This window comes from Corynebacterium sp. S7 (assembly GCF_054401105.1).
Genome location: NZ_CM136760.1, coordinates 1,026,984 through 1,041,972 on the forward strand (window position 1 = coordinate 1,026,984; position 14,989 = coordinate 1,041,972).

The window sequence follows — 14,989 nt, forward strand, 5'->3', positions numbered from 1 at the left end:
TCTATGAGTACACCTGACTCCCACCTGCTTGGTCCCATTGAAATCCGGGACCTTGCAGCAGAACTGGATGTCACCCCAACGAAGAAGCTGGGGCAGAACTTCGTCCATGACCCAAACACGGTGCGCCGCATTGTTGCGGCCGCCGACCTCTCACCCGACGATGTGGTGATCGAGGTCGGCCCGGGTTTGGGTTCTTTGACGTTGGGCCTTGTTGATACAGTGCGCCGCGTCATCGCCGTGGAAATCGACCCTCGCTTGGCGGGTCGCCTCGAGCAGACTGTTACGCAGCGCGCCCCGGCGTTTGCCGATCGCCTCGACGTGGTCAACATTGACGCCCTGAAGGTCACGGCCGCAGATCTGCCCGAAGCCCCGACCGCGTTAGTGGCCAACTTGCCGTACAACGTGTCGGTGCCTGTGTTGTTGCACCTACTCGAGGAGTTCCCGTCCATTCGCCGAGTACTTGTGATGGTCCAGGCCGAGGTCGCCGACCGCTTGGCCGCACAGCCGGGCTCCAAAATCTACGGCGTCCCCAGTGTGAAAGCCTCTTTCTATGGCGACGTCACCCGTGCGGGTTCCATCGGCAAGAATGTCTTTTGGCCAGCCCCAAAGATCGAATCAGGTTTGGTGCGCATCGATGTGCGCGACAAGGGGTGGCCACGCGAGTCACGGTCGGAGGTTTTTCCGCTTATCGACGCCGCCTTTGCCCAACGTCGCAAGACTCTGCGCTCGTGTCTGTCGGGCATCTTCGGCTCCGGTGCGGCTGCTGAAGAGGCGCTGCGGGCGGCGAAAATTGACCCGCAGCTGCGGGGAGAAAAACTCATCGTCGACGACTACGTCCGCCTGGCTAAAGTGCGCAAAGCTGGCACAAATGAATAGCGCGCAGCGTTTCACCGCTCGTGCCTATGGCAAGGTAAATCTGCATCTTGGCGTCGGGGAAGCCCGATCGGATGGCTATCACGAACTGGCTACCGTATTTCAGGCAGTGGATCGCCCTGAGACGGTTAGCCTCGTTGTCTCGTCTGATGCCCGCGAAGTCAGCCACGGTTCTGTTGTCGAGCGCATGAGCACTGATTTCCGGGTCAATGAACCGGAGATTGACATTGACAACTCCGGCAACCTAGCGTGGCGGGCTGTCGATGCTGTCGTCGAAGCCTACCGCGCAGTGCCCGAGATACAGCACTCCCTTCTGCCAACGCTGAGCATCCAGGTGCTGAAAACGGTGTTTGTTGCCGGCGGGATGGCTGGGGGATCGGCCGATGCCGCAGCCGCCTTGATCGCAGCAAACAGTTACCTGAACTACTACGCAAGCTATGAATTCACAGAGGCTGAGTTGATGCGCATCGGTGCGAGCCTCGGCGCCGACGTGCCATTTTGTGTGATGGGCGGGACAGCGCTTGGCACAGGGCGCGGGGACAACTTGGCACCTATGCTCACGCGCGGTGAATCGTGGTGGGCCTTCGTCTCCCAGAAAGAAGGCCTGTCCACCGGAGCTGTTTTCGAGCATCTCGACGACATGCGCCACAACGATCCCTCGCTGGTGCCACGCATGGACACGGGAAGGATCGCGCGCGCTCTTATCAGCGGCGATCCGATCCAGATTGCAGGCGCACTCCACAATGATTTGCAACCAGCAGCGGTGACCCTGCACCCCAACTTGCGGCGCACGCTCAACGAAGCACAAGGCCTTAGTCCGCTGCGTGCCATTGTCTCTGGCTCGGGGCCAACCTTGGCGCTATTGTGCGAGGACCGCGAGCACGCCGAGCGGGTAGTTTCTGCGCTCACCTCAACCGTTGCCTATGAGGGATTTGTTGCCCGAGGCCCGGCACCGGGTGCCCATTTAGTGGACTAGTATTAGTCGCACTATGGCAAATCTGATCAACCTGGAAAATGTTTCCAAGACCTGGGGTTTAAAGACCCTGCTCGACGGTGTCTCGCTGGGCATCCAAACCGGTGACCGTATCGGAGTCGTCGGCCTCAACGGCGGCGGCAAAACCACGCTGCTTGAAGTAGTCACCGGCATTGAAGAACCGGATTCGGGCCGTGTGTCGCATAACTCGGATTTGCGCATGGCGGTGGTGACGCAGCGTTTTGATCTCGACGAAAACCTCACCATCGGTCAAGCTGTCGTCGAACCTCTTGGCCTTGAAACCTTTGAATGGGCCTCCAACGCCAAAGTCCGTGAGGTGCTCTCGGGCACCGGAGTTGCCGAGCTTGGCTTGGATACTCCTGTGGGCAGGCTCTCTGGTGGCGAGCGTCGCCGCGTCAACCTGGCGGCAGCACTCGTGCAGGAATTGGACCTGGTGGTCTTGGACGAGCCCACCAACCACCTCGATGTTGAGGGCGTGCAGTGGCTGGCAGATCACCTGCTCTCTCGTAAGATTGCCATTCTTGTTGTTACCCACGATCGCTGGTTCTTGGATAAGATTGCCACCCTGACCTGGGAAGTCCACGATGGCACCGTCGATGTCTACGAGGGCGGATATAACGACTGGACTTTCGCGCGTGCCGAGCGCGCCCGCCAAGCAGATGCCATCGAGCAGCGCCGTCAGAATTTGGCGCGGAAGGAACTCGCCTGGCTGCGTCGCGGTGCACCAGCGCGTACTTCAAAGCCGCGCTACCGCATTGAAGCCGCAGAAGCTCTCATTGCCAACGTCCCGGCGCCGCGCGACAAAATCGAGCTGATGAGCTTTTCCAAGCAGCGCCAAGGCCGCGTGGTCATTGAGCTGGAGGATGCGCGCATTGACGCACCGGATGGGCGTACGCTTGTCGATCACCTCACGTGGCGTCTTGCCCCAGGCGAGCGCATCGGCCTTGTGGGCGTGAATGGCTCCGGCAAGACCACCTTGTTAAAAACGTTGGCTGGGGCCTACCCACTGGCAGCAGGCAAGCGCATCGAGGGCCAAACCGTGCGCATCGGCTGGCTGAAGCAAGAACTCGACGATCTAGATCCGAAACAGCGTGTCCTTGAGGCCGTCGAAGACGTGGCAAACTACATCACTTTGGGCGACAAGGAGGTCTCAGCCTCTCAGCTCGCTGAGCGCCTCGGTTTCTCCCCGAAGCGGCAACGCACCCCAGTCGGAGACCTCTCCGGTGGCGAGCGCCGTCGCCTGCAGCTCACCCGCGTGCTAATGAGCGAGCCGAACGTATTGCTTCTCGACGAGCCCACCAACGACCTGGACATCGACACTCTCCAGGAGCTCGAGGATTTGTTGGATAGCTGGGCAGGAACGCTCGTGGTGATTTCCCACGACCGCTACTTGATCGAACGCATCGTAGATTCGACCTATGCTCTGTTCGGAGATGGGACTTTAACCAATCTGACCGGCGGAATTGAAGAGTATCTTTCTCGTCGTGAAGCGATGAACAATGCCCAAGGCGTGCTTGATTTGGGTGTCAAAAACGACACTGCGCCCGCGTCTGAACCCAAGGGGTCGGGGTTGAGCTCGCAGGAAGTACGCGAGATCACCAAGCAGATGAACGCGCTCGAGCGAAAAATGGGCAAATTAACAGATAAGATATCTACGTTCGAAGAAGAACTGGCGCGGATTTCGGCCAGCGAGGACCCCGATTACGCCCAACTCACGCAAGTAACTGAGGAATTAGGGGAAGTGCGCGAGGAACACGAGGGCTTGGAGATGGAGTGGATGGAACTCGGTGAGCGACTCGAAGGTTAACAATCACTGGACGCACAAGTGGCTGCATTTTGACTGGTGGGGCCTTACGGTTGCTTCCATCTTTTTCACGCTTGGGCTCACCCCGTCATTGTTGCTGCGTGACTGGTTTTACCAAGGACTAGTTTCGGGTCTTTCTGCTGGTGTCGGTTATGGCATTGGTGTGTTTATCCACTGGGTCGTATTGAAATTTGTGATCTGGCGCAAGATTTCCATCCCGTTGCCTCGCCGACGGATCATATATGCAGCGCTTTTTGCGATCTTGCTGATCTGGATGCTGGCCGTGATTATTTTGTCGTCAAGATGGCAGACAAGGTTAGCTGAACTCACGGAAGGCCAACCCTCGCCGCTGTGGGAGCGGCTGCTTATTTTGCCAACCGGTATTTTCGTGGCCGTCCTTGTGGTCGGCATTGGCAGGAGTGCGCGGTGGTTTGCTCGGCGGATCCGTCGAGCGCTGCCTGAGCGCCTGGCTCCAACGGTGCGGGGTGCAGCGGGGTGGATCGCTGTGTTTATCGTTGTGATTTGGTTGGTTGAAACGGCAATCCCAGGCAGCGTCGTAGCACTTGGGGAGCGAGTATTTTCAGTGCGCAACGCGAACGCGGAGCCCGGCAGGCAAGCCCCCACCCAGCCCGAGCGCTCCGGATCGCCGGAGTCGAATCTGTCATGGGAAGGAGTCGGCTCCTACGGTTCGCGTTTCCTGGATCAGGGCATGCACGCCGACGAGCTCGAGGCTATGACCGGCCAACCGGCCAAGGAACCCATCCGGCTCTACGCGGGCATTCAGCACGCCCCGACGGATGCGCAGCGAGCTCAATTGCTTATCGACGAGCTGGAGCGGACAAACGCCACCGAGCGTGAAGCGATCCTAGTGACCATGACCACCGGCACGGGGTGGGTGAACTCGTCGACAGCTCAGGGCTTTGAATTGCTCTATAACGGTGACACGGCAATCGTCGCGGAGCAGTATTCGTCGATGCCGTCGGCCTTCCACTATTTTGCCGGCGGTGACGCGGTGAAGTTGGCGGGACGGGACTTCATCACGCCGATCGTTGACTGGTGGAACAAACTCGATCCAGAAACGCGGCCGAAGCTGTATCTCTACGGGGAATCCCTGGGCACCACCGGCGTTGAGTCCGCCTTTTCCGGCATCCGCGATATTGCCAACTCCGTTGACGGCATCTTGTTGGCCGGGCCGCCGAACTTCAATCCGCTCTGGCCCGAGTTCACTTCGCGACGAGACCCTGGTACCCCCGAGGTCAAGCCGGAGTATTCAGCGGGCATGGTCGTTCGCTTTGCTAACAACAACGCCGACATTCTGGCGCTGACCCAAGATGAAATTGAGTGGGGTCCGACCCGCATGCTCTACCTGCAGCACCCTTCCGATCCCGTGGTGTGGTGGAGTTTCAAGCTGATTCTCACCGAGCCTGATTGGCTGAAAGAAGAGCCAGGCTTTGACCGCTTGCCCGAGATGACTTGGGCACCGTTTGTGACCTTCCTCCAGCTTTCGGCGGATCTTCCAGTGTCGCAAAATGTCCCCGACGGGCACGGCCACAACTACGGCAATTCGATGATTCCGGGTTTCGCGGCGATTGCACCCGATGGGCGTTTCGACGAGGCGTACGTGCGCCAAACGCAGGACCGGTTGGGCGAGGCACTCGCGATTGGGGACTAGTTGGCAAGCTGGTCGGCCACCGCAACCCTCGGAATGTAAGTACCATTAGGCATATGATTCTGATTAACGTTCGATTCCGTCCACTTCCCGAGTATGTTGAGGATTTCCGCGAGAAGGTCGCTGAATTCACCGAGGCCTCCCGCGCTGAGGAGGGCAATCTCTTCTTTGATTGGTACAGCAGCACCGACAACCCAGATGAGTACCTGCTCATCGAAGCCTTTAAGGACGACGCGGCTGAAGCTCACGTCAACTCCGATCACTTCAAGGCCGCGGCTGAACTATTCCCAACACTGCTGAAGGAGACCCCGACGATCATCAACACGTTGATCGAAGGAAAGCTCGAATGGGATGAAATGGCGGAGTTCAAGGTAGAAAAATAATACCTACTTTCGCATCATTGGGCCGCCCCAGACTACTGGGGAAGGCCCATTTTTTCATGCGCGCGGCGGAAGGTACCGTAGTAAGTATGGGATCTGACATTACGACATCCAAGCCACCGAAACTGCATAAGAAGGCCTACGAAACGGAGCTCAAGAGGCTCCAAGCCGAGCTCGTCGATATGCAGCAGTGGGTCGTCGAAACGGGCGCTCGCGTTGTCGTGGTGATGGAAGGCCGCGACGCGGCCGGTAAAGGCTCTGCCATCAAGCGGATCACACAGTACCTCAACCCGCGCTCTGCCAGGGTAGAGGCGCTGCCTACCCCGAACTCTCGCGAGCAAGGCCAGTGGTATTTCCAACGCTATGTAGAAAAGCTTCCTACTGCAGGCGAGATCGTTATTTTTGACCGTTCCTGGTACAACCGTGCGGGCGTCGAGCGCGTCATGGGATTTTGTACCTCACAGGAGTACCGTCGCTTCTTGCACCAAGCACCAATCTTCGAGCGCCTCCTTGTTGAAGACGGCATTATGCTGCGCAAATACTGGTTCTCTGTTTCCGACGAAGAGCAGGTGGCGCGGTTCCAATCGCGTTTGGACGATCCGCTGCGTCGCTGGAAGCTTTCCCCGATGGACTTGGAATCCATCACTAGGTGGGAGGATTATTCCCGCGCCAAGGACGAGATGTTTATCCACACCGATATCCCTTCGGCGCCGTGGTACACGGTGGAATCGGAGGATAAGAAGCGATCGCGTATCAATGTGATTTCGCATCTTTTGTCCACGATTCCTTATGAGAAGATCGACCGTCCGCTACCGGAGATTCCAGGCCGTCCAGCTTCTGGAGATTACAAGCGTCCTCCACGCGGCGAGTTCCGTTATGTGCCGGATGTGGCAGCGAACTTGGAGCATTCGAATTCGAAGGGCAGCGCTAAGGGCAAAGGCAAGGATAAAGATAAGGACAAGAAGAAAAAGAAGAAATAGGCCCCTAGCTGCCCTAGCGGCTTTTTCCTCCGGGGTACCCTCTGCGTGCGGAGACAGTTTTATCTAACGGAATCCAAAAACGCAGGGGAGCGTCGACGTTTTTTGAGATGCCGATGCGCGGTCCCACCACCCACTCTGGTTCCACCGCGCGTTCGGCGAGCAGAAAATTCGGGCCTGTTACAGGCTCGCCGTTATCACTGATCTCAAGGCCCAGTGCTTGTCCGACGTTGCCTGGTCCTCGTGCGAGATTGAAGAAGTCCACGTCTCCGCGGCGGCTACGCGCAATGTCAACGCCATCGACCACTTCGCCGGCCCGCAGCAAGCAACCTTGCCCGAAGCCACGAGGGGCGCAGACAATATTGCCCGCCTTATGAATGCCGTACGAGCGATAAACGTACATTCGGCCAGGCAGACCAAACATTGCCGCGTTGCGTGGCGTTTCTCCCCGAAACGTATGCGCGGCTTCGTCCTCCGCGCCGAGGTAGGCCTCAACTTCAGTCAGCCGAATGGTCACGCCTCGGTGGGAGAGCAAACAACCAAGTAACTGGGGTGCAACAAGGTTGGCGGGTAATGCGAAATCGATCAACCGATCCACTCGCGAATCTTTTTCAGAGCCCCGTGGTTGACGTTGGAGTCTGCGATCTCATCGGCTATTTCTTTGAGCTTCGGATGCGCATTCTCCATGGCCACGGCGGTGCCAGCTGCTGCAAGCATGTCGTAGTCATTGAGATAGTCACCGATTGCTGCGGTGTCTTCCTGCTTGATGCCCAGCACCTTCGCCAGGTCATGCAGAGCAACTCCCTTATTTACTCCAGGTGCCATGATGTCGAGCCAATGCTTTGAACTCACAGCAACGGTGTAATCGGAGGCGACCTCGCGAATCACTGGCAGTGCGTCTCTTTCAGAATCAGTTTCGACAAACAGCGCGATTTTCACCACATTGGTATCTACCTTGTCCAGCACAGATTCGGTGTGCTGATTTGCCAGATAGTACTTGTCTACCTCGGCTTTTACTTCCGGAGGCATGTTTTCGTCAGTGTAAGAGACGTCGGCCTTACACAGTACGACGTGAACACCGACATCGATCGACGCGACTGCTTCCAAAATGCGCAGGGCAATATCGCGCTGCATTCTCTTTTGCGACACCACCTCGCCCTTGTGCCACACCACCGCGCCGTTTTCGGCGATGTAGGTATGCGGGCGAGTATTGGTCACGGAGAACATTGAACGCAGCGTGGCCAACTGGCGACCAGAGGCGGGAGCAATAGTCATCCCTGCTAGTTCCGCGCGGGCCAGCAGATCCCAAAATTGATCTGGAATCTTGCCCTCGCCGTCGAGCAGCGTGCCGTCCATATCTAAGGCAATAAGTTTTGGTGAATTAATAGCGAGACCCTTTGTGATGTGAAACACTGGCTACATGAATCAGCCTGTAAAAGTTACTGTAGAGAAGTCTACCGGAATCCTCAGTTTAGATCGTCCCAAAGCTCTGAACAGCCTTAACGACGAGATGATGACCATTATCACCGACGCTTTGATTGAGTGGAGGGAAGATCCCGCAATCGAACAGGTGGTGATTCGCAGCGACGGCAAGCACTTCTGCGCAGGCGGTGACGTGCGTACAATCCGCGACCAGGTACTGGCCGAAGACTTCCAGCCCGTCGACGATTTCTTCGCGTACGAGTACAACTCCAACCTCATGATTGCGGAGTACCCCAAGCCGTACATCGCGTTGATGAATGGCTTGACCATGGGCGGTGGCCTCGGCGTATCGGCACACGGTTCCCACCGCGTGATCACCGCTGACTCCTGGGCCTCCATGCCAGAAATCAACATTGGCTTCATCACCGACGTGGGCATGTCGTATCTCTTCCAACACCTCCCAGGGCACCCGTCGCAGGCACTTGGGACCTTCCTCGGACTGACGGGCTACCGCTTGAAAGCCGCCGACATGATCGAAACAGGCCTGGCCACGCACCTCGTCGAAAGCTTCGACGGACTGCTCGAAGCCATCATCGAAAACGGCCCCAGCGCTCTCGATCAGGCAGCCATCTCGCCGTCGGCGAGCCCAGAGCTTCCTTCGCTTTACGACGACATCGAGGCGCAGTTCCAGGGTTCCTGGGAAGAGATCGAGCAGAACTTGCACGGAGAGCTGAAGGAACTCGTCGAAAAGCTGACCGCTCAGGGATCTCCTTCCGCTCTCGTTGCCGCCACCGAACTCTTTATTGCCAATTCCAAGTTGGATCTGGCAGGTGCGCTGGAAAACGAGCGGGCCTTAGGTGAGCTGATGCGCAGGGAGCCAGATTTTGCCGAAGGGGTGCGCGCGGTGCTGGTAGATAAGGACCAGGACCCGCACTTCGTAGAGGCTGGCCCTGCTGAACGCTACCGCGCAGTTCTTAAGGTGAGGGTTTAAGGCTTAGGCGTAAAGCTGGCCGTCCGCGCCCGTGGTTAACTTACGGTTTCGTGCGTAAGTTTCCCGGGCGCGTTTTTCGTCGATATGCGAGGGAAAACCTGCCAACGTTGCGCTGACTGCATCCTGGCTTGCGGCGGGCAGCGCGAGTTGTGGGCCACGCAGCAGGACCACGCCTGTGGTTTCTGCGTTGAGCGCGGTAGTTGCGTGAGTCCACATGTTAAGAATCGGTTTAGTAGCGACGATGGCGTCATCGAGGGCGCTCGTCTCAAAAATGGGGCGCAGGAGCTGGGGGATACCGTTTTCAAGCGCGAATCCACGCAGGCGCTGCGCAGCCTGTGAGGCTGAAGCGCCGAAAAGTCCCTCGTCGGCCCATGCCCAGGTTGCGTTCTCGCCGCGGACCGTGGCAATGACCTGGGCTTCCACCTCGAATGAATGTTGATCAGGGGAGTCGATGAGGGCTCGGCCGGTGTGCAGGTTAAGGCGAATCTGAGCCTGCGGGAAGTGTCCGTGGAACAAGAACTGATGTTCCTTGCTGGTGAGGTATCCATCGGCGAGTACCTCGGCGAAGGACAGTCCGCCGCTGACATCGCTAACTTCTCCTTCGGTCAGGGTGATCCGGGTGCCATCCGAGATGGTGATCCCATCCTCGTCAAAGGTGCACTCGTAACCGCGCTGGGCTGCGAAGGCGTGCACGGCACGAGAGGTATTCATTTCCTTCGGTAGCGTAGCGATTCCGCTGATCAATGCCGGGCGAAATTCATTCACCCGAGGGGAGCCGTTGAGGGCAACAACGCTGGTTGTGCCGTCGGAGTGCGGAGCCAGGAGGACGGGTGTGTTTCCAAAGAGCGTGCGTGTTGCCCGGATGAGCTCGTCGGAGGCGGTGAGGTCGCGGTGGAGCTCGTCAACATCAAATTTGTCGACGCGCTGTGTGCGCCACTGCCAGATTCCATCGCGAATAAGGGCTGCGCGAGTGCCGGTAGTCTCCGAAGTTCGACCATGCGGGTAGTGCAGCCGAAGCTCCACGAATGCATCGAGGGCATCGTCAGCGGGATCAGGGCCAGTAAATTCAACGCCTTGGATTTTTCCTGTCGCAGATATGGCGATGGAATCAATATCGTGCTGGGCAATGGCCCCATCTGTCACGATATCCTGCAAGGTGGAGGGCATGAGCGAGTCCACGTTTCCCGAGGTTTCCTTCCGAGCGTTTTTGCGAGCTAGTTTCGCACATTAATTTCGTAGGTCGAGTTTAACCGTATTCCCTGAAATGCTGCTGGCAGTGGCTGATCCGCGAGCTGGTCCCGTGTTGGTCCTTTCCGTGGCCGCGAAAACACAAAGTACACAGAAAGATATTATTATTGCTGGTCGTGGGTGTGATGTCTACCCCCGATACCTGTAATGACATGCTAAATCACATATTGTAAGGGAGGTGTTGGGGGCATTACCCTGCCCCCAAGAACTGTTCCTTATCCACCTAAGTTAAGAGCGAAAAAGAAGAGGATTGATTTGAGCACTCAGGACAGCATGCAGCAGAAGCAGGATGACTGGAACCGTCGCCTGAAGCAAGCGCAAGAAATGTTGCCGCTGATCAGCAAACTCCATCGGGATAACAATGCAGTCACCTCGATTTTTGGCAGGATCCTGGTGGGTGCGACTGACATCGACATTTTGAAGGCGCACCGCTATGCGCGCCGTGTCGTGTCCCGCGAGCTCTCTTTGGATGAAACGCTTCCTATCGTGCGTGAGCTGGCCACGATGGATTTGGGTTCCGCATCGATCGACCTGGGCCGCTTGGCGAAGAACTACGGTCGCCTGGAGAACAAGGACCTGCGCGAATACCTCGAAGAAGAACTCGCACCTGTCATCGGTGGCGAAAAGGAAAAGAAGGCCAAGGACGTCGTCCTTTATGGTTTCGGTCGCATCGGCCGCCTTCTTGCCCGCATCCTGATCCAGCGCGACGCCACCTACGGGGGAGTGCGTCTCCGCGCCATCGTCGTGCGCAAGAAGGGCGACGACGATATTGTGAAGCGCGCTTCGCTGCTGCGCCGCGACTCGGTCCACGGCGCATTCGACGGCACCATCACCGTTGACGCAGAAAACGATGTGATCTGGGCAAACGGCACCCCGATTCAGATGATCTACTCGGATGATCCCGCAACCATCGACTACACGGCCTATGGAATCGACGACGCCATCGTCGTAGACAACACCGGACGTTGGCGTGACCGCGAAGGCCTGTCGCAGCACCTCAAATCCACAGGCGTAAGCAAGGTGCTGCTGACCGCACCGGGTAAGGGCGATGTGAAGAACATTGTCTACGGCATCAACCACGATGCCATTACCAACGACGAATCCGATCGCATTCTCTCTGCCGCCTCCTGTACCACCAACGGGATTACTCCGGTGCTGAAGGTGATTGGCGATCGCTACGGCGTCAACCATGGTCACGTGGAAACCGTGCACTCCTACACCAATGACCAGAACCTGGCAGACAACTTCCATAAGGGCCCGCGCCGTGGCCGTGCTGCCGGTCTGAACATGGTGCTCACCGAAACTGGTGCAGCCAAGGCAGTGTCCAAGGCGCTGCCAGAGTTCGAAGGCAAGCTCACCGGCAACGCAATCCGCGTTCCCACCCCGGACGTATCCATGGCCGTACTCAACCTCGATCTGGACACCGAAGTAGACAAGGACGAGGTCAACGATTACCTGCGTCGCGTCTCTACCGACTCAAACCTGCGCCAGCAGATTGACTACATCCATTCTCCAGAGGTCGTCTCCACGGACTTCGTCGGCTCGACCCACGCGGGAGTCGTCGATGGGCTAGCCACCATCGCATCGGGTAACCACCTCGTGCTCTACGTCTGGTACGACAACGAGTACGGATACTCGAACCAGGTGATCCGCATCGTCGAGGAGATCGCAGGCGTTCGCCCACGCGTCCTTCCGAAGCGCAAGGAACCTGCCGAGATCCGCTAGCACCTAGCTAAGTGTGTTCTCATGCCCCGAGGGATGTCCTCGGGGCATTTCCGTATTTTCTACCCCCAAATTGACGTAGCGAGAATGTCCGGGTGAGAGTGTCGCGACGAAGATTCACAAGCTTCTCGACGAAAGCCTCTGCGGACGATTTCGAAGCGCAAGAAAAAGGTTTTCCCCTGGAAACTGCCTGTTGGGGAGTCTTGTCTAGATCGTGTCGGAAAAATTTCGACGACCACGAATGAAGATTCGTTCGGGGGTGCGGATATCTCGTGCGTATCGGCCATGTGTGTCAAATCAAGTAATTCATTTTGTTAACCAAAATTTATCAATTCCGGTCGCTGAAAATTGATCGTCTTGCCGAGAATCTCCTTCAAATCGGGAGGGATGTCGTTTGTGATCTCTAGAAATTAATCGGAATCATAGCCCGAATTTCAGGGCTTGGGCGCGAAGGAAAATTGTTAAGACGATGCAAATTTCCTTCAATTGCTGCCAGCTATAAGGTTTCCGTTTTACTTCCTTGCTATTGATTGGTGTGTTACCTTTTCCACCTAATGTGACCTAGAGCACTATTTAGGCGCACTTTTCAGGCAACACGATCGAGGAAGGTTCGGCATAGATGAGTTCCAATAGAGGCCTTGGCGCAATCTTGGATTGGCGCCCGCGCAGTGGCTTAGCCCGCTTTGGGCTAATTGCAATATTTATTGCCCCTCTCATCCTTTCGGTGGGTTACATGTGGTCCATGTGGGACCCATCGAAGTACCTCCCGCAAGTGCGACTCGCCGTGGTTAATGAGGACACTGGTACCTTCGGTGATTCGGTCGTGGAAGGCCTGGTGAACACCGACTACATGGCTTTCGAGGAAACGACCGCGGGTCACGCAGCTGATGGATTAATTCGTGGTGATTACCTCTTTACCGTTTACATTCCATCCAATTTCTCGGAGGATTTGGAAACCGTTATTTCGCCGAACCCTGTGAGCCCCACGGTGACCATTTCCTACAACGACTTCAACGGAACCAATGGCTCCGTTCTCACTTCCGGAGTGGTGCCACAAGTTGAAACTGCCGTGGCTGCAGGTATCCAGGAAGGCTACGCAGTCAAGGTGCTCGAAGGACTGAATTCTCTCGGTGACGGCCTTGGCGTTGCTCATGAAGGATCCGTCAAGCTGAACGAAGGTGCGACCAAGGTCGATTCCGGAGTTGGTGCCGCAGTGGATGGCATCGTTGCTCTGCGCGATGGCGCGGGCGAGCTCTCCGCAGGTACCGGGACTGCACTCGATGGTTCGGGTCAATTGGTCGACGGCACTAACTCCGCACTTGACGGATCGGGTCAACTTCTCAAAGGTACAGATTCCGCGCTCAGCGGTTCGGGCCAGCTTGTCACCGGTACCAACACCGCGCTCGAGGGTTCCGGCAAATTGGTTGAGGGTCAAAACCAGCTAGCTTCCGGGCTAAACCAATTTCAGTCCCAAGGGCTTGGTTCGTTGGCAAGCGGTTCCGTCCAGATCGACGACGGCGTCCAACAACTGACCGGAATGCTCATTCCCATGTTGCAGCAGGCGCAAGTTGCAGCCCCTCACTTGTACAACGCTGCAGAAGTGTTGAATTCACTTGGTCGCACAGAAGAGGCGAACCAGATTCTTTCGCTTGCGAACCAACTAGATGGTTCTGTGGTCAGCGATCTCAACCGTCTGCGCGATGGCACCGCGCAGATGCGAAGCGAACTGAACAACCAGGACTCCGAGTTGATGAGCGGTTGGCACCAGATCACAGACGGATCGAATCAGCTTGTAGCCGGGCAAGGGCAGCTGCATGACGGTCTTGGTCAACTCGCTCAAGGCCAGGGACAATTGCATGACGGTCTTGGTCAACTCGCTCAAGGCCAGGGTCAACTCCATGATGGGCTTGGCCAGCTAGCTGACGGCCAGGGACAGTTGCACAGCGGCCTCGGGCAAATCGCAGACGGGCAGCAGCAACTCTACGCCGGTACCGGCAAGCTTTACGACGGTGGCCTTGCACTCAAGGAGGGCGCCAGTGGCCTTTCTGAAGGCACTGGCAAGCTGGAGAATTCCTTAAAGAAGGGCGTGGATAATGCTCCTCGCGTGGAAGATGTTCAGGCATCTGCCCACCAGGTTGCCGTCCCCGTGTCCTTCGGCGAGGATTACCACAATGCAGTTCAGCTCGTTGTTGCCGCTGATAATCCGACTGTGAAGGAAGTCAAGGGTGGTGTGTCAATCCTGCTGATCTTGGTCTTTGGCTTCCTACTAATGGCGCTTGCTTCCGTTCTCATGCCGCATGTTTTAGGCAGGAACCGACTAGATAGTGCCTTAGGCCCGACTGTCCGAGGTTACCTTGCTTCGTTCTTGGTCAATGTTTTCTTGATCGCAGTGTTGGCAGCTGTGTCGGCTTCCTTCGGCTGGTCACCAGCAAATTGGGGCATCATGATCGTGGTACTGGCCACTATTGCCGCTCTCGGTACGGCGATGTTCCAAATGCTGAGAAGCGTTCTTGGCCGAGTATTCGGAGGCATCGCATCCTTGGTTACGGTGGTGTACGGAGTATTCTCCTTCGGTGCGGTGTGGCCAATTGAGCTCATGCCAAAGGTGTTCTCCTTCCTTAACGCGATTCATCCGATGACTTACGCACGCGATGCTTTCGTGCGAGCCTCGGATGGCATTTACGATTCCACCTTCTACACGGGACTCGGTGTGATGGGAATCTTCATCGTGGCGTCGTTCTCGGTTACTTACGTTGTCCGACGCGCCCGAGTTCAGGGTGTGGCCAGTGAGCACGGTGAATTAAAGGCCGAAGAAACGCTCGTTGAAAATGACCGTGAATTAGTACGGGTCTAGCTCTGTCACAGGAAAAAGACCCTCGGGCCACATCCAGTTTTAAATGAATGCGGCC

The 14,989-nt window shown here is 56.9% G+C and carries 12 protein-coding genes; 9 read left to right on the top strand and 3 right to left on the bottom strand.

What is annotated here, in order from left to right; genetic code table 11:
* Positions 1–3: 3 nt before the first annotated feature.
* From rsmA to ppk2, 6 genes are all read left to right on the top strand, one after another.
* A complete protein-coding gene (rsmA, locus tag ACXZ66_RS05000; protein WP_458750791.1) occupies positions 4–876 on the top strand; it encodes a 16S rRNA (adenine(1518)-N(6)/adenine(1519)-N(6))-dimethyltransferase RsmA in 873 nt (290 codons plus the stop codon).
* Positions 869–1,849 carry a 4-(cytidine 5'-diphospho)-2-C-methyl-D-erythritol kinase gene (locus tag ACXZ66_RS05005; protein WP_458750792.1) on the top strand — a complete coding sequence of 327 codons (981 nt, stop codon included), beginning with the start codon at positions 869–871 and terminating at the stop codon, positions 1,847–1,849. Before rsmA ends, ACXZ66_RS05005 begins: the two co-directional genes overlap by 8 nt.
* Positions 1,850–1,862: 13 nt before the next feature.
* A complete protein-coding gene (locus ACXZ66_RS05010) occupies positions 1,863–3,674 on the top strand; it encodes an ABC-F family ATP-binding cassette domain-containing protein (protein ID WP_458750793.1) in 1,812 nt (603 codons plus the stop codon).
* Positions 3,655–5,343, top strand: a complete 1,689-nt coding sequence (locus ACXZ66_RS05015; protein ID WP_458750794.1) for an alpha/beta hydrolase — start codon at positions 3,655–3,657, stop codon at positions 5,341–5,343. Before ACXZ66_RS05010 ends, ACXZ66_RS05015 begins: the two co-directional genes overlap by 20 nt.
* Positions 5,344–5,396: 53 nt before the next feature.
* On the top strand, positions 5,397–5,723 hold the full coding sequence (locus tag ACXZ66_RS05020; RefSeq protein WP_458750795.1) for a putative quinol monooxygenase: 327 nt from the start codon (positions 5,397–5,399) through the stop codon (positions 5,721–5,723).
* 86 nt (positions 5,724–5,809) lie between these two features.
* Positions 5,810–6,700: a polyphosphate kinase 2 gene (gene ppk2, locus ACXZ66_RS05025; RefSeq protein WP_458750796.1), complete on the top strand. Its 891-nt coding sequence runs from the start codon at positions 5,810–5,812 to the stop codon at positions 6,698–6,700.
* 13 nt (positions 6,701–6,713) lie between these two features.
* On the opposite strand, the gene ACXZ66_RS05030 is transcribed toward ppk2, so the two are convergent.
* Together ACXZ66_RS05030 and ACXZ66_RS05035 are read right to left on the bottom strand one after the other, a co-directional pair.
* Entirely contained in the window at positions 6,714–7,286 is a 573-nt protein-coding gene (locus ACXZ66_RS05030) for a DNA-3-methyladenine glycosylase (protein WP_458751281.1), read from the bottom strand.
* The gene (locus ACXZ66_RS05035) at positions 7,283–8,110 is read right to left on the bottom strand and encodes an HAD family hydrolase (protein ID WP_458750797.1); all 828 of its coding nucleotides are present in this window, start codon (positions 8,108–8,110) and stop codon (positions 7,283–7,285) included. Before ACXZ66_RS05035 ends, ACXZ66_RS05030 begins: the two co-directional genes overlap by 4 nt.
* Positions 8,111–8,117: 7 nt before the next feature.
* Between ACXZ66_RS05035 and ACXZ66_RS05040 the strand changes: the two genes are divergently transcribed.
* Complete coding sequence (locus ACXZ66_RS05040) at positions 8,118–9,110, top strand: 3-hydroxyisobutyryl-CoA hydrolase (RefSeq protein ID WP_458750798.1); 993 nt, start codon at positions 8,118–8,120, stop codon at positions 9,108–9,110.
* A 3-nt stretch (positions 9,111–9,113) separates the two neighbouring features.
* Here ACXZ66_RS05040 and ACXZ66_RS05045 read toward each other — a convergent pair whose 3' ends face one another.
* On the bottom strand, positions 9,114–10,289 hold the full coding sequence (locus ACXZ66_RS05045; RefSeq protein WP_458750799.1) for a DUF6882 domain-containing protein: 1,176 nt from the start codon (positions 10,287–10,289) through the stop codon (positions 9,114–9,116).
* A gap of 342 nt (positions 10,290–10,631) precedes the next feature.
* Here ACXZ66_RS05045 and ACXZ66_RS05050 point away from each other — a divergent pair, with 342 nt between their 5' ends.
* Both ACXZ66_RS05050 and ACXZ66_RS05055 read left to right on the top strand, forming a co-directional pair.
* The gene (locus ACXZ66_RS05050; RefSeq protein WP_458751283.1) at positions 10,632–12,083 is read left to right on the top strand and encodes a glyceraldehyde-3-phosphate dehydrogenase; all 1,452 of its coding nucleotides are present in this window, start codon (positions 10,632–10,634) and stop codon (positions 12,081–12,083) included.
* A 616-nt stretch (positions 12,084–12,699) separates the two neighbouring features.
* Complete coding sequence (locus ACXZ66_RS05055) at positions 12,700–14,934, top strand: YhgE/Pip family protein (protein WP_458750800.1); 2,235 nt, start codon at positions 12,700–12,702, stop codon at positions 14,932–14,934.
* Positions 14,935–14,989 lie beyond the last annotated feature (55 nt).

Bases quoted from the DNA above. Each gene is read 5' to 3' on its own strand.
- ACXZ66_RS05005 (WP_458750792.1), top strand. From the start codon at position 869: ATGAATAGCGCGCAGCGTTTCACCGCTCGTGCCTATGGCAAGGTAAAT.
- ACXZ66_RS05020 (WP_458750795.1), top strand. From the start codon at position 5,397: ATGATTCTGATTAACGTTCGATTCCGTCCACTTCCCGAGTATGTTGAG.
- ACXZ66_RS05055 (WP_458750800.1), top strand. From the start codon at position 12,700: ATGAGTTCCAATAGAGGCCTTGGCGCAATCTTGGATTGGCGCCCGCGC.
- ACXZ66_RS05040 (WP_458750798.1), top strand. From the start codon at position 8,118: ATGAATCAGCCTGTAAAAGTTACTGTAGAGAAGTCTACCGGAATCCTC.
- rsmA (WP_458750791.1), top strand. From the start codon at position 4: ATGAGTACACCTGACTCCCACCTGCTTGGTCCCATTGAAATCCGGGAC.
- ACXZ66_RS05010 (WP_458750793.1), top strand. From the start codon at position 1,863: ATGGCAAATCTGATCAACCTGGAAAATGTTTCCAAGACCTGGGGTTTA.
- ppk2 (WP_458750796.1), top strand. From the start codon at position 5,810: ATGGGATCTGACATTACGACATCCAAGCCACCGAAACTGCATAAGAAG.
- ACXZ66_RS05050 (WP_458751283.1), top strand. From the start codon at position 10,632: ATGCAGCAGAAGCAGGATGACTGGAACCGTCGCCTGAAGCAAGCGCAA.